This window comes from Mycobacterium shimoidei, from assembly GCF_900417275.1.
Classification (GTDB): domain Bacteria; phylum Actinomycetota; class Actinomycetes; order Mycobacteriales; family Mycobacteriaceae; genus Mycobacterium; species Mycobacterium shimoidei.
Window position 1 is genome coordinate 3,130,111 of record NZ_UEGW01000001.1, and the last position, 14,334, is coordinate 3,144,444.

At 64.8% G+C, this 14,334-nt stretch carries 11 protein-coding genes and 2 pseudogenes; 6 read left to right on the forward strand and 7 right to left on the reverse strand.

The annotated features are described in order from the left end of the window. Positions 1-6: 6 nt before the first annotated feature. From MSP7336_RS15085 to MSP7336_RS15095, 3 genes and pseudogenes are all read left to right on the forward strand, one after another. A pseudogene (locus tag MSP7336_RS15085) lies at positions 7-1,190 on the forward strand (acyl-CoA dehydrogenase family protein). 89 nt (positions 1,191-1,279) lie between these two features. After that, positions 1,280-3,073 (forward strand): N-acetylglutaminylglutamine synthetase, encoded by a 1,794-nt coding sequence (ngg, locus tag MSP7336_RS15090; protein ID WP_069396215.1) that lies wholly within the window; start codon positions 1,280-1,282, stop codon positions 3,071-3,073. Between the two features lie 52 nt (positions 3,074-3,125). Next, positions 3,126-3,770 carry a sensor domain-containing protein gene (locus MSP7336_RS15095; protein ID WP_244917468.1) on the forward strand — a complete coding sequence of 215 codons (645 nt, stop codon included), beginning with the start codon at positions 3,126-3,128 and terminating at the stop codon, positions 3,768-3,770. A gap of 4 nt (positions 3,771-3,774) precedes the next feature. Here MSP7336_RS15095 and MSP7336_RS15100 read toward each other — a convergent pair whose 3' ends face one another. Further along, positions 3,775-4,383: a hypothetical protein gene (locus MSP7336_RS15100; protein ID WP_069396217.1), complete on the reverse strand. Its 609-nt coding sequence runs from the start codon at positions 4,381-4,383 to the stop codon at positions 3,775-3,777. Positions 4,384-4,421: 38 nt separating this feature from the next. Beyond that, positions 4,422-6,014 (reverse strand): Na+/H+ antiporter, encoded by a 1,593-nt coding sequence (locus MSP7336_RS15105; RefSeq protein ID WP_069396298.1) that lies wholly within the window; start codon positions 6,012-6,014, stop codon positions 4,422-4,424. Positions 6,015-6,115: 101 nt separating this feature from the next. On the opposite strand from MSP7336_RS15105, the gene MSP7336_RS15110 reads away from it, so the two are divergent. After that, complete coding sequence (locus MSP7336_RS15110; RefSeq protein ID WP_142706798.1) at positions 6,116-7,222, forward strand: amidohydrolase family protein; 1,107 nt, start codon at positions 6,116-6,118, stop codon at positions 7,220-7,222. A gap of 2 nt (positions 7,223-7,224) precedes the next feature. Further along, on the forward strand, positions 7,225-7,983 hold the full coding sequence (locus MSP7336_RS15115; protein WP_220178575.1) for a class II aldolase/adducin family protein: 759 nt from the start codon (positions 7,225-7,227) through the stop codon (positions 7,981-7,983). Here the strand turns inward: MSP7336_RS15115 and MSP7336_RS15120 are convergent, their stop codons facing one another. From MSP7336_RS15120 to MSP7336_RS15135, 4 genes and pseudogenes are all read right to left on the reverse strand, one after another. Next, the gene (locus tag MSP7336_RS15120; RefSeq protein WP_113964051.1) at positions 7,984-8,379 is read right to left on the reverse strand and encodes a nuclear transport factor 2 family protein; all 396 of its coding nucleotides are present in this window, start codon (positions 8,377-8,379) and stop codon (positions 7,984-7,986) included. After that, positions 8,372-9,628, reverse strand: coding sequence for a cytochrome P450 (locus MSP7336_RS15125; protein WP_113964052.1), 1,257 nt, complete (start codon positions 9,626-9,628; stop codon positions 8,372-8,374). Before MSP7336_RS15125 ends, MSP7336_RS15120 begins: the two co-directional genes overlap by 8 nt. A 113-nt stretch (positions 9,629-9,741) precedes the next feature. Beyond that, on the reverse strand, positions 9,742-11,580 hold the full coding sequence (locus MSP7336_RS15130) for a serine/threonine-protein kinase PknD (protein ID WP_113964940.1): 1,839 nt from the start codon (positions 11,578-11,580) through the stop codon (positions 9,742-9,744). Positions 11,581-11,779: 199 nt separating this feature from the next. Continuing rightward, positions 11,780-12,542, reverse strand: a pseudogene (locus tag MSP7336_RS15135) (cutinase family protein). A gap of 176 nt (positions 12,543-12,718) precedes the next feature. Between MSP7336_RS15135 and MSP7336_RS15140 the strand changes: the two are divergent. Beyond that, positions 12,719-13,057, forward strand: coding sequence for a hypothetical protein (locus MSP7336_RS15140; protein ID WP_113964053.1), 339 nt, complete (start codon positions 12,719-12,721; stop codon positions 13,055-13,057). Here the strand turns inward: MSP7336_RS15140 and MSP7336_RS15145 are convergent. Continuing rightward, positions 13,020-14,303 (reverse strand): cytochrome P450, encoded by a 1,284-nt coding sequence (locus MSP7336_RS15145; RefSeq protein ID WP_113964054.1) that lies wholly within the window; start codon positions 14,301-14,303, stop codon positions 13,020-13,022. The two genes, MSP7336_RS15140 and MSP7336_RS15145, sit on opposite strands and share 38 nt — an antisense overlap. Between the last annotated feature and the right edge of the window lie 31 nt (positions 14,304-14,334).

The window sequence follows — 14,334 nt, forward strand, 5'->3', positions numbered from 1 at the left end:
CGCCCCATGACGGCGACTGCGGAGGACAGCGGCCTGCTCGTCGCCCGAGCCCGGGGGATGCGCGAGCTGGTGCGCTCCGAGGCCGCCGAATCCGAACGGATCCGCACGCTCACCGCTGCGATCGTCGACGAAATGTGGGCAAGCGGCCTGATGTCGGCGTTCAATCCTGTCCCGGCCGGCGGTGTCGAACCCGCGTTCGCCGAGATGATCGAAACGTGGATCGAAATGGCTTGGCAGGACGGCTCGTTCGGCTGGATCGGCATCGCCAACCTGCCGTCGTCGTTCGCGGCCGCGTGCTACCTGCCCGACGACGGCTTCGCCGAAGTGTTCACCGCGCACGATAACCACGTCACGATGGGCGGCCAGTTCTTCCCGAACGGCCAGGGCGTGGCCGTAGACGGTGGTTATCGGGTGAGCGGATCGTGGAGTTTCGGCTCGGGCATCGGCCATTCGCAGTACATCGCGGCAGGGTTCTTACCGATGGACGACGGCGAGATGCGCTGGGTCAGCGAGGGTGTTCCGGACATGCAGGTGGCCGTCGTTCCGCGCGAAGAGGTCAGCTTCAACGACGGCTGGTTGTCCAGGGGCTGAAGGGAACCGGGTCCTACGACTACGGCTTCGAGGACGTGTTCGTGCCGCAGCGCCGGACCTTTGCACTGTTTCGTCGCGAGCCATACCGGGGCACGTCGCCGGCCACCCGCATGGGGCTGATGCCGGTGACGGCGGCCGGTCATGCGTCGTGGGCACTCGGGGTCGCCAAGAGCATGCTCGACGACGTCGCCGAGTTGGCGGCCACCAAGCATCGGATGAGCGACATGGCGTCCCTGGCCAGTCGCCCGACCTTTCAGAAGGGGTTGGCGCACCATGTCGCGGCGTGGCGCGCGGCACGGCTGCTGGTGCTGGACGCGTTCACCACCGCCGAGGCGGCGGTGGCCTCCGGCGAAGACCTGACCCCGGCTTTGCGGGCCGACATGCGGGTGGCGGCAGTTTATGCCACCGATACGGCCCGAGGCTGTGCGGAATGGTCCCATTTGGTGGCCGGGACCAGCGCGATCCGGGAGGGCAGCCGCTTCGAACGCGCGTTTCGCGACATGTATACCGGCACCCAGCACGCCTTTATCAGCGAAAAGGTCGCTATCGACGCGGCGCAGATCTGGCTGGGCATCATCGACGACCAGTTTGGGCTCTGAGCACGTCATCTGTGCCCCGGTAGACGACCCGCCGGAGTGGGTAAACACTGTGACCAGGCAACGCCACGGTGAGGAAGGGGGCCGCTGGCATGACTGATATCGGTTCTTCGGGCGATCACCGAGAGGCAATCACGCTCGGCCTGCACGATGTCGCGCCGATTGACCTGATGGGGGCGATGGCCCCCAATGTGGAGCTCGAATTGGGCTGGGGACGGCTTATCTTCGGTCAGACCTTCGCCGATCCCGCGAAGTTGTCCGAGGCTCTGCGCCGAGAGGCCCCGGGGCGGCGTGACATCTGCTTCTACCCGCGCGAACCCCACGTTGTGGTGGCCCATTCACCTAATGAGCTGTTCATCGATCCCAGCCACACGTACCGGCTGCGGTTCGATTCCGCAGCGGCGAAAGGTCTGACACCGCCGCCCCCCGGCGTGACGGTGCGCCCCCTCGAGCAGGCATCCGACGCCGATGCCATGAACCGCGTGACCGTGCGCTGCGACATGGTCCCAGCGCCCATCGAGGTGATCTGGAATAACCATTTGCATGTGCCCGCGGTGACGTATCTGGTCGCGGTGCGCGACGAAGACGGCGCTGTCGTGGGCACGGTGACCGGTGTCGACCATGAGCTTCTCTTCAACGATCCGGAGCGCGGGTCGAGCATCTGGACCCTGGCGGTCGATCCTGACGCCACGCTGCCCGGGGTCGGCGAAGCGCTCACCCGCGCTATCGCCGGGCACTTCCGCAGCAAGGGCCGCGCCTACATGGATCTGTCGGTCGCGCATGACAACGCCGCGGCCATCGCCCTCTACGAGAAGTTGGGATTCCGCCGGGTGCCGGTGATGGCGATCAAGCGCAAGAACGCCATCAACGAGCCGCTGTTCAGCCCGCCGCCGGAGACGGTCGACGACCTCAATCCCTACGCCCGCATCATTGCCGACGAGGCGCTGCGCCGCGGAATCCACGTCGAGGTTCTCGATGCCGACACCGGCGAGATGCGCCTGTCGCACGGCGGCCGCAGCGTGATCACCCGTGAATCGCTGTCCGAATACACCTCCGCGATCGCGATGGCCCGGTGCGACGACAAGCGCTTGACCCGCCGGCTCGTCAAGGAGGCCGGCATCACCGTCCCTCGCGCGCGGCTGGCCACGTTCGACGAAGGCGACTTCGACTTCGTCAAAGAGGTCGGCGAGGTCGTCGTCAAACCGACCCGCGGGGAGCAGGGCAAGGGCATCACCGTGGGTATCACCATCGACGACGGTCCTGACGCGCTGGCCGCAGCGTTGACCCGAGCGCGCGAACACCACCCGGAGGTCTTGATCGAGCAGCGGGCCACCGGCGACGACCTTCGGTTGGTGGTGATCGACGGCAGGGTGGTGGCGGCAGCGCTGCGGAAGCCGCCTGAGGTCATCGGCACCGGCGATCGCAGCGTGCGGGATTTGATCCAATCCGAGAGCAGGCGACGATCGAAGGCCAGCGGCGGCGAGTCCAAGATTCCGCTCGACGCAGTCACCGAGTCAACGGTCGCCAACGCCGGTTGGGCGTTGGACGATGTGCTGTCCGAAGGAACTCGGCTTCGCGTGCGTCACACCGCCAATGTGCATCAGGGCGGCACGATCCACGACGTCACGGCACGGGTGCACCCGGAACTTTGCCGGGTAGCGGTGGCGGCGGCAAAGGCGATTGGTATTCCGGTGACCGGAATTGATTTAGTTGTGCCAGACGTTACTCGCGACGATTATGTCTTCATTGAAGCAAATGAACGACCAGGACTGGCCAACCATGAGCCGCAACCCACGGCCGCAGCTTTCATCAATTTCCTTTTCCCCGATCTGCCCGCCCCGCCGAAAGCGTGGACTCCGCAAGAGTCGCAGGCTGAATCTGGATGATCGGATGAGCCGACTAATAGGCGCTGCAGCCGCCGCCAGCGTCTGCATTGTCATGACCGCCTGTAGCAACGGCAGCGACCAGGACACCGCCAAGTCGTCGACCACAACCACCACAACCTTCATCCCGCGTCCGGTGGTGGAGCGCGAGATCGACACGTTTTTGCTCAGCCCCGAGCAGATCAACCCCGTGATGGGGACGGACAAATTGGCGATCACCAAAAAACACGACACGATGTCCGACGACGCCGCCACGATGCAGCCCAGGGAATGCCTGGCGATTGACGGTTCGGCCCAGGCCCAGGTTTATGCCGACAGCGGGTTCACCGCCGTGCGCGACCAGGCGCTCAACGACGGGGATAACTTCACCCATTTCGCGGAGCAGGCGGTGGTGTTGTTCCCCACGGCCAAGCAAGCCGGCGCGTTTTTCGCCGCATCAGCCAAACAGTGGCCGGCCTGTCATGAATACACCCATGTCCAGTCGGGGACCAAATGGAAGCCCGGTCCGGTCTCGAATAGCAATGGCGTGCTGAGCGTGGTTGCAACGCAACAGGACGCGAAGGCCCCGGGATGGGCCTGTGGGCGGGCGCTGCAGCTCAAGAACAACGTCATCGTCGATGTCAATACCTGCAGTCCCGACCCGAAGAACTCTGCTGTCGATCTCGCCAATCAGATCGCTGCCAGAATTCCGGCCAAGTAGGGCGTCAGGGGTGCAGCCCGTTTTTGATTGCGGTGTCCTGTTTTTGACCGACGGCAGTCACGAACTCAGGCGGCGCCTCCATACCGGTGGGCCCGTCGAATTCGAGCGTGACAAACGCTTTGCCCTCGGTGAACAACAGGACGGTCACGCCCTTGGACTTGTCCGGTAGGTCCCCCGAAATCGTCGTACCGCCCGCTCCGACGTTGGCGGGCTTGGGCGTCCCGCTGATCGAGCCGGGCGGCGCGCTCTTGGCCGCATCGAGTGCATTCGCCGCGGCGGCGGGATCCGGCAGGATCACGATGGTGTCGCGGATGATATGACTACCGTCGTCGTCGCTGAACGTGGTGGCCGCGCCCTGCTGGCCGTTGGGATTCGCAACGGCTGGGCTTGCGGTGAACTGCTCGGGTGCATCGATGTCCTCGGCGCGGATCAGCAACTTGGTGTAGTCCATGGTCGGCTGCGGCGGCGCCGTGGTGTGGCCGGTGCTCGTCGCGTTACCCGCCTCCGATGACGGGGCCGGTGCTTTCGCATCGTTGTGGCAGCCAGCCGTCGATCCCATCAGCGCGGACGCTGCAGCGACTCCAGCGATCGCGGTCAGTGGAAATGTCTTCATCTGGCTTCCTTTCCAAAGGTCCAAAGGGACCGGCGGCGTCAATCGGCATCGGCGTCATCGAGGAGCAGCAGTTCCTCGAGATCCATCGCTGTCTGCAACTCACGCAACACTATGTCGTCTATCCGATTTTGGTCGCGAAGCTCGGTGACGGCTCGGCGCTTGTGCTCGAGCACCCCAAGGCGCACCCGGCGAACCAACTCGTTGCGCTCGGCCACGTCGTCCGGCCCGGAGTCGACGGCGCTCGACGCGACGAGCGCGGCCTGCTCTTCGTACTCCTTCTGCAATCGGCTCAACAGCTCCGGATCGACGTTGAGCTGACCGGCCACCTTCGGCAATGCTTCCAGCGCGGCTTCGACGCTGCGGGTACGGGCCAGCTGCAATTCGTCCGCGTGCGCGACATCTTCGGGCATTCGAGCCCAGCGGACGACCGCGGGCAACGTGCTTCCTTGCACTAGGACCGTCACCAGGATCACGACGGTCACGACGAAAATGATCAGGTTGCGATCCGGGAAAGCCGCACCGCTGTGAGTCGTCAGGGGGACGGCCAGTGCGGCGGCCAGTGACACCGCTCCGCGGAATCCCGCCCAGCTGGAGACCGCGCGCTGGCGCCAATCGACGCGTCGCTCACGCTGCACCTCGCGGCGGTCCACGGCACGGATCAGCGTGGTGGTGATGTGGACCCAGGCAATCCGAGTCGCGATGACGACTCCGGTCACGGCGAGAGCCAGCAGCACAGCGTGGTGCAGTCCGTCACCGACACGGGAAATGCCGTGCACCGCACGCGGGATCTGGACCCCTACGAACACCCACAGCGAGCCGTTGATCACAAATGTCGCAATGTCCCAGAACGCGTACGCCTCGAGGCGGGAGCGAGCCCGAATTACGCGTGGCCCAACGTAAGTCAACACCAGCGCGGACACCAGCACTGCGACGACACCGCTGCAGTGGATAGTTTCGGCAAGCAGGAACGCCGCGAACGGTGTCAGCAGGGACAGGGCACCTTCTTCGAGCGGCGCGTCGATTCGGCGGCGCAGCACCGTCACCAGTGTGCCGACCACTAACCCTGCGGCGATACCGCCGAGGTAGGACCCGACGAAGCGGCCGACCAGGTCGGCCGGGCCGATTGCCGGGCTGCCGGTCGCGACGGCGACGGTCACGCCGAACAGCACCAGCGCGGTGCCGTCGTTGATGATGCTCTCGGCGCGCAAAACGGTCAGGGGCCGGCGCGGTAAGTGCTTCGCCAGACCGGCCACCGCGGCGGCGTCGGTGGGGGAGAGCACCGCGCCAAGCACCGTCGCTGCGTGTGGTTCCATGCCGAGCGCTCGCGCCGTCCACGACACCGCCACCGCGGTCGCGATCACCAGGCCCACGCTGAACAGCACGATGACCCGCAGATTCGCGCGGATCTCCCGGAAGCTGGTGTTAATGCTCTCCCAGTACAGAATCGCCGGCAGGAACAGCAGCAGCACGATTTCGCCGTCCAGCCGGGTTTCGCCGAACCGGGGGATCAAACCCAGTAGGGCGCCGAGCACGATGAGCAAAACCGGGGGGCCCACCCGGTAGCGCTGGCCGAGAAGGGTTCCCAGAACCACGGTGGCAACAAGCGCAACGATGACGACTAGCCCGAACACGCCCACATCTTCCTGTATGGGCGATGTGACGTGATCGGCGCCCTTTGGTTGACGCTCCCGGCAAACATTACTATTTTTGTGATCTATGTAACGACCGCCTGGTGAGGGGTCCGATGTCATTGGTGATCGACGCCGACGGGCATGTCGAAGAGACGCTTTCCGAATTGGTCGAAGCGATCCCGTCGGTGATGCGGGACAGCGCCATGCAGTTCGTCGCCGAGGCCGGTGGCTTCGTCACCTATCGCATCGAAGGCAAGCTCTGGCGGTCGAAGTATCCGTTCCCCGGCGGCCTGCAGAATCACGTGTCCGCCGGAGGTGTACGACGCGAAGGCGGCCGCGACCCGAAGCTCCGCCTGCAGGTTCTCGACGACGAGGGCATCGACGCCGCCGTGCTCTATCCGAGCGTCGGGCTGATGTTCGGCTTGGTGGAGCATCCCGACATCGCGGCGGCGCTGTGCGTGGCGTACAACGACTGGCTGGCCCGCTACTGCGCCACCGACCCGAAGCGCCTGATCGGGATTGCGCTGCTGCCCCAACAAGATCCGCACCTTGCGGCGGCCGAACTGGATCGCGCCGTCAGCACCCACGGCTTCGTCGGCGGCGTCATGCGGCCCAACCGGATCGGCGGGCGTACTGCGGACCATCCCGACTTCGATGTGCTCTGGCAGACGGCTCAGCAACTCGACGTCCCGGTGGCCTTGCACGAGGCCTACCTGTCCGGCATCGATACCGTGGGCGTTGACCGCATGTTCAGCTACGCCGGCTGCCACATCGTCAGCCACGTATTCGAGCAGATGACCGCCATGGTCAACGTCACCTTGGCCGGCATTTACCAACGCTTCCCGGCACTACGGGTCGGATTTTTGGAAGCCGGCTGCGGGTGGGCGCCGACTTGGGTGGACCGCATCGAAGAGCATTACGAACTCGCCCGCGACGACTATCGAGGGGGAAATCCGGATGGCGTCATCAACACCCGCTCGTGGCTTACCTTCGAGATCGAGGAGCCCGGCCTGGCGTCGACTCTTGAGCAGGGCTGGGCCAACAACGTGATGTTCGCATCCGACTACCCGCACCACGATGCCGTGTACCCGGGCGCGGTCAAAAGCGTCAAGGAGCGCGGGCTCGGCGAACAACTGGAGCGAAAGATATTGGCCGACAACGCGTTAGCGTTCTACGGCGATCGCCTCCGGCAGATCCTCGGTAGGTGAACGTGACAAGCCCGACCCCGATGCGAGCGATGGTCGTCACCAAGCCCATCGCACCGCCGCTGCCCGAGCTGACCCCCGCGCAGGAGCTGGCGCTGCTGTGCCGCTGCCTGTTCGCCGAGGGCTACGACGATCATCTCGCCGGCCACATCACCTACAAACAGCCCGATGGCACGTTCCTGGTGAACCCCTTCGGACTGACCTGGGACGAGGTCACAGCCAGCGACATCATGTCCATGGATGCCGACGGTAACGAGATCGGCGGCCGGTGGACGATCACGCCCGCGATCACGCTGCACGTTGAATTGCACCGCGCCCGTACCGATATCGCGGTGGCGATCCACAACCATTCGCGGTGGGGAACGGTGTGGGCCGATATCGGCCGCGCACCGGAGATCTACGACCAGACCGGGGCTCTCTACCACGGCGGCGTGGCGGTGTACGACGAGTATTGGGGCACGGTCGACGATGCCGGTAACGCTCGAGCGGTGGCCAAGGCCATCGGCGAGGCCAATGTCGGCCTACTGGCCAATCACGGCGTGGTCGTACTCGGCGAAGACATCGAACAGGCCTACCTGCGGGCAATGTCCTTCGAATGGCGCTGCCGCCAGGCCTGGCGTATCGCCGCAGCCGGAGGCGGCGTACCGATGAATCGCGACGCGGCGCGCACCTACGGCGACTTTTTCAATACCCATCCATTCACCGGGCTGTTCGCGGCGATGGCTCGTCGCGAGCTGCGTCGCGATGCCAGTGTCTTGAACTGATCAGGTCGCCTTGCCGCCGGGCACCGGGGCGTCGGCGCCGGGCCGCTTGATGAACACACTGACGTGAGTGATCAGGCCGTCGTCGCCGCGTTCGAACAGAATGCACTCCGGATATTTTGTGCGCGCGCCGTCGATCTCGAAGCTCTCGGTCAGCTCGACGTACGACACCCGATCCGAGACGTGCGACACCCGCTGCACCTTCAGCTCGTAGCCCTTGAGCGAAGTAATGATCTTGCGCAGGAACGTGACGTAGTTCTGCTTACCCTCCACGCGATCACAGAACGGACCCTCCCGGGTCAGGCCGGAATCGGTAATGGTGTCGGCCAGGCCATCCCAATCATGGGCAGCCATGCACGTCAGGTAGCGCCCGACTGCGTCGCCGGTGTGTTCAGTCATGGCGTCGTTCTCCAGGGGTGAAGGTGACCGGCAGTTTCCCCAGCCCGGTCATGCTCGGGTTGCCGAGATACTCATCGACCCCGGCGAGGTCGACCTGATAGTCGGGGATGCGGTCGAGCACTGCCTTGAGCATCACCTCGAACATGGCCCGCGCCAGATGCGACCCGATGCATCGATGCGGCCCGAGACCGAAAGCAAGATGCCGGTTGGGTGCCCGGTCCAGAACGATTTCGTCGGGCCGGTCGAACTCGTGCTCGTCGTGGTTGGCGGCGAGCCAACTGATGATGACCCGGTCGTTGCGCTGAAGGTGTTGCCCCCCGAGAACGGTGTCGCAAGTGACGGTCCGGCTCAGTTGCTGATTGACCGAAAAGTACCGCAGAAACTCATCGACCGCGGTGCGGTAGAGGTCTGGGCGGTCGATGAGTTGTTGCCGAAGATCCGGGTGCGTCGCGAGGTGGAGCAGACTCAGTGCGGTCTGCGATGTCGTGGTGTCCACGCCACCACCGATCAGGTTCCAGAGAATGTCGAGAACCTGCCGATCGTCGAGGCGCTTGCCATCGAATTCGAACCGGACGAGGAAGCTGGTCAGGTCGTCCCCCGGATCCGCCCGCCTGGTCGCCGCGAACTGCAGCAGCTCGTCCATCATTGCGGGGACTTCAGCTATGGCCGTTGCGTACTCGTCGCTGTCCTGAGGAACGGCCATGACCGAGTGAAATAGGTTGGCGTAACGCTGCCAACTGTCGTGGGGCAGGCCCATCAATCTCATGGTGAGGATTGCCGGGACCGGACTGGCGTAGTCGAGCACGAGGTCCATCCGCCCATCGGCGATCCGCTGATCGAGAAACCGGTGCGCTGACTGGACCATGAACGGCCGCATCTTCTCGACGGCGCCGGGGGAGAAGAACGGGGCAAGCGCCCGTCGCAGCGCCTGGTGGTAGGGACCGTCGACTTCCCCGATGCCCAGAGCCGGCTGGCCTTCGGGACGCGGCACGCCCATTTCGCCCTGATAGTCGACGCCGTCCGGCGCGTTCGGCTCATATTTGTGCGCGAAAGTGTCGCCGTCCCGGGCGATTTGTGAGACCGCCTGGTAACTGGTGACGAACCAGAATCCGCTGTAATTCTGATTCCACGCCACCGGACATCGGCGTCGCAGAGCCGCGTTGATCTGCAGTTCGTTGAGGTTGAACTCATCGGAGTGATGATCGAAGTCAACGACGACATCAGTGTTGATGTTCGCCCGCCCGATCATCGAAAAGCCCTCCGGCGCAGAAAAACCCACAAATCTGACCCGTCACCGCGCTCCAGCTTATTGCGCTATTTTTGTGATTCTAGGCGCTATGAAATGCGGGTGCCAGTAGCGCACTATTCCTGCCGCAGTGTTACGACCTGGTTCCCGTGGCCCGACACGTACACCGTGCCATTGCCGTCGACCGCCAGACCCCAGGGGTAATCGAGACCGGTGAAGGGCAATACCTCCTGGGTGCTCGACCCGGCGGGCAGTTTCAGCGTTCGGTTGTTCTGGCTATCGGTGACGTAGACGGCACCCTCACGGTCCACCGTCACACCGCCGGGGTCCTTGAGACCGGTGAACGGGAGTTCGGCTGGCGTGGTCGAGCCCGCGGTCAAAGCCAATATCCGGTTGTTGCCGCTGTCCGCGACGTAGACGGTCCCGCGATTGTCGACCACCACCCCGGTCGGGCCGTTGAGGCCGCTGAACGGCAGTTCGGTCTGCCGGTTCGATCCGGCGGGCAGCGACACCACCCGGTTCTTCTCCGTGTCGGTGACGTAGACGGTGCGGCTGCCGTCCACGGTCACCCCGGTCGGGTTGCCAAGGTCGGTGAACGGCAGTTCCGTCTGGGTGTTCGAGCCCGCCGGAAGTACCAGTACGCGCTCGTTGCCGGCGTCGGTGACGTAGACGGTGCCGCTGTTGTCCGCTGTCACCCCGGTCGGATAGTTCAGGCCGGTGAACGGCAGCTGGGCCGGGCTGGTCGAGCCGGCCGGCAATGCCAGCACCCGGTTGTGCAGCGTGTCGGCGACGTACACGGTGCCGCCGTAATCCACCGACACGCCCTGCGGTTCGCGAAGGTCGGTGAACGGCAGTGTCGATTGGCGGGGATTGCCGCGCTCTTCGTGGTGATGTCCGACAGCGACCGCCACACCGGTGAGGATCACGACCGCGGCAAGTGCGGCGGTGATAGAGAGCACCACCGGGCGCCGGCGCCACAGCGGTTTCGCGGGTCCCGGTTGGGAATGCGGGCCCGACCACTTCGGGTCGGCGGTGGCAACCGAGCGTGGTGCCTGAGTCTGGACGGTCGCGGGTGAACCGTCCTGCGGCGGCCGTTGCCCCCAATCGGTTTGCCGTGGAACCGACGGCGCCGGGATGCTGATCGGGCCGGTGACGGCGTCTTGAGCCGCGCGCGCCAACTCCACCGCCGAGGTGTACCGCTCGGCGGGGTTTTTGGCCATGCCCTTGGCGATGATCAGGTCGAAGCTGCGTGACACCCCGGGATTGATGTCCGACGGCCGCGGTGGCGGAGCCGCGATGTGGTTGTGGACCTGTTGTTCGAGGCTGTCACCGGGAAATGGGTGCTGTGCGGTCAAGCATTCGTACAGTACGCAGGCCAGCGAGTAGATATCCGAGCGGGCGTCCACCTGCGCGTTGCCAAAGCGTTCAGGGGCCATGTAATGGAAGGTTCCGATCACATCGCCGGCCGCTGTCAACCCCAGTTCACCTGCTGCACGGGCAATTCCGAAATCGATCAGATACGCGAAATCGTCGTCGTCGAGCAAAATGTTGGACGGCTTGACATCTCGGTGCAGTAATCCCGCTTTGTGCGCGGCCTGCAAGGCCCTCGCGATCTGCTCGATAATGCGCACGGCCCGGTGGGCCGGTATTGGCCCGTGGGCCAGTATCGATTGGAGGTCACGGCCCTCGATCAGCCGCATGTCCACAAACAGGCGACCGTTGATTTCGCCGTGGGTGTGGATCGGTATGACGTGGGGGCTGTTCAGCCCTGCGGCTGCATGGGCCTCCCGCCGGAACCGTTGCTGGAACACCGGATCCTGAGATATTTCCGGAGGCAAGATTTTGATCGCGACGACCCGGTCGATGACGGTGTCGTACGCGCGCCACACCTCGCCCATGCCGCCGCGACCCAACAACTCGAGCAGCCGGTATTTTCCGAACGAAGTCCCTTGCAACCAGCCCTCCACAGCGACCTGTCGGCGATATTTGCAGCACCATAGCTTGCCGCGAACAGCGGTCGCAGCCGTTTACTCCGCATTGCATCGCCCGAGTGCGGATTCGGTCCGCGCTCGGGCGTTCCCGCTTTCCAGCAAACAGATAGCGGTGTTCGGCCCGCTTGTGCTGTGGTGTCAAAGAGCGGCCGGCATGACCCAATCAGGGCGCGGGTGCATCTTCAGGGGCCGGAGGCGGCGGCGCGGGCGCTGGTGGCGCTACCGGCTGTGGCGTGGCGCCGCCGGCCGGGGCCGGCCCGAGCCGGCGCGCGGCGAAGTCGGCGCCCCGGTTGATCAGGCTGCCCTCGTCCACGTAGGCGTTGTGCGCGGCGAAGTTGATCCCGTCGGAGCAGACCGGGTCCTCAGGCACGCACAGCTGGATGGTCTTGGCCTGGTAGGCCGGGCCGATGGTGATCGGTGGTTCGTTGAGGAAGTTCATTGCCCGTGCATTGGGCGTGCCGAACAGCACGACCGCGGCGACGTGGTCGGCCACTTCGGGATCCAGCGGTTTGGGCACGCTCGCCGGGTCGACTCCGTCGGGGATCGCCGGCGAGGTGACGAAGCCCATCACGGCAGCGCCCTGGGAGTAGCCGCCCAGCACCATCTTGGTATTGGGGCAGCTGCCTGCCGTGGAAACGATGTGGTCGCCCGCATCTCGTATGCCGTCAACCCCGTGGCCCACTCTCGCTGGCGGGGTAGTTGACCGGATATACCCCTAGCGACCTGCCTCCGACCCGGCTGCGCAGGGCATTGACGAACGCGTCTCCGGTCGGACCGACACCGGGTGGCTCTCCGGTACCACGGGCGAATACCACCTCGACGTCGGGGCACGGCTGGGCTGACGCGGCTGGAGCGACGGCACCTACCAGCGCCCATGTCGATACGATTGCACCACAAAGGGATCGAGCGATGAGGCGTGCGCACATGGCCCATATGGTGCCACATCTTGGGCCGCAATGGCGGGACGCGAATTGGCGCCGGACGACGCGCCGACCCGTCGGCGCATTCGAATGTCTTTGAGCCACAGGTCAACGCCGTAGTTTGATCGGACGAAAACTTGTCGGTGCCTGCGCCTACTCTTCGGCTGAGAGGAGGCTCGGCCGTGGGAAAGCTATTCGGATGGCTGATCGTCATTGCGATGGTCATCGAGGTGCTACGAGTGATCTGGCCCTTCCTGGTGATCGGCGTCGTGGCATACCTGGCGATCAGAGGCGTCGCATACCTCGCCGAACAACACCGGAAAACCCTCGCTGCCCGAGACGCGGTGCAGGACGCAGTGCGCAGGCGCGCCGATCGTCAGCACGCACAGCTCCTGCGCGGCGACCCGGCCGGGGTCTACGGCGAGTATCCGGTGCCCGACCTGGGCGAATACAACCCGACGCTGTGGGTTTGCAACCAACCACTCAGGCCGGCGGTGTCCAGGCGATCGGCAGCGTCTTGATGCCGTGGATGAACGGGGACAGCAATCGCGCCGGCTCCTCGGTCGCGACGATGTCGGGAATTTCGCGATGCAACTCCTCGAACATCACGCTGATCTCCCGGCGCGCCAAATTCGCGCCCAAACAGAAATGCGCACCCCCGCCCCCGAACCCGACGTGCGGGTTCGGGTCTCGGGCGACATCGAACATCCAGGGCTGGGCGAACTTGTCCTCGTCGCGATTGGCCGAGCAGTACCACAGCGTGACCTTGTCACCGGCGGACATCTTGACGTCGCGCATAACGATGTCCTCGGTGAGCGTGCGGCGCATGTAGATCACCGGGGAGGCCCACCGCACGATCTCTTCGACCGCCGCATGCGACAAACCGTCGAAGTCGGCCCACCACTTTTCCCGCTGTTCGGGGTAGCGGGTCAGCGCCAGCAGTCCGTGGCTGATCGCATTCCGGGTCGTCTCATTGCCGGCCACCGTCAGCAGGATGAAGAACGAGGCAATTTCGTCCGATGTCAGCCGTTCCCCGTCGACCTCCGCCTGCACCAGGCTGGTGGTCAGATCCTCGCGGGGACTGTGCCGGCGGTCCTCGGCCAGTGCGGTCGCGTAGCTGCCGATCTCCATCGACACCGTTGCGAACTCTTCGAAATCGGTGGCCAGATCCGGGTCGCCGAACCCGAGGATCACGTTGGTCCAGTGGAATATTCGCTGATGGTCTTCCTCGGGGATGCCCATCATGTCGCAGATCACCTGCAACGGCAGTGGGCCGGCCAGCTCGCTGACCGCTTCGCCTTCACCGTTGGGGTGGTTGGCGATCAGCGAGGAAACGAGCCGTCGTGCCCGCTCACGCACCGACGCTTCCGTGCGGGCTACCACCTTCGGCGTGAACGCACGGCTGACGATCGACCGCAACCGTTGATGGCGCGGGTCGTCGAGCACGATCATCGAGCCGAAGAACTCGGCCACCTCGGGCGGCTGGTCGTTGATGGTGATATTGGGACTGGAACTGAAGATCTCGGGATGGCGGCTGGCGTAGAAGACGTCATCGAATTTGGTCAGCGCCCAATGGCCGGGGCCTTCCTCGAACCCAGGTTGGACCGGTTCGGCGAAAAACGAGATCGGCGCCTCACGGCGCAGCGTGGCGAACGCCCCGTCGCGCACGTCATCGTCGAGCGACCAGAAGTCCAAGGAGCTCAAATCGATGTCGTCGCGCGAAACCTCTGGTGGTGCGGTGCCGTTCGTGCGCGTTGCAATTCCCATATCGACCGTCCCTGTCGTTGAACGGGTTACG

What these genes read in the sequence shown, in the direction of transcription:
- ngg (WP_069396215.1), top strand. Translation starts at nt 1,280, where the DNA reads ATGACTGATATCGGTTCTTCGGGCGATCACCGAGAGGCAATCACGCTC.
- MSP7336_RS15095 (WP_244917468.1), top strand. Translation starts at nt 3,126, where the DNA reads ATGACCGCCTGTAGCAACGGCAGCGACCAGGACACCGCCAAGTCGTCG.
- MSP7336_RS15100 (WP_069396217.1), bottom strand. Translation starts at nt 4,383, where the DNA reads ATGAAGACATTTCCACTGACCGCGATCGCTGGAGTCGCTGCAGCGTCC.
- MSP7336_RS15120 (WP_113964051.1), bottom strand. Translation starts at nt 8,379, where the DNA reads ATGACTGAACACACCGGCGACGCAGTCGGGCGCTACCTGACGTGCATG.
- MSP7336_RS15125 (WP_113964052.1), bottom strand. Translation starts at nt 9,628, where the DNA reads ATGATCGGGCGGGCGAACATCAACACTGATGTCGTCGTTGACTTCGAT.
- MSP7336_RS15145 (WP_113964054.1), bottom strand. Translation starts at nt 14,303, where the DNA reads ATGGGAATTGCAACGCGCACGAACGGCACCGCACCACCAGAGGTTTCG.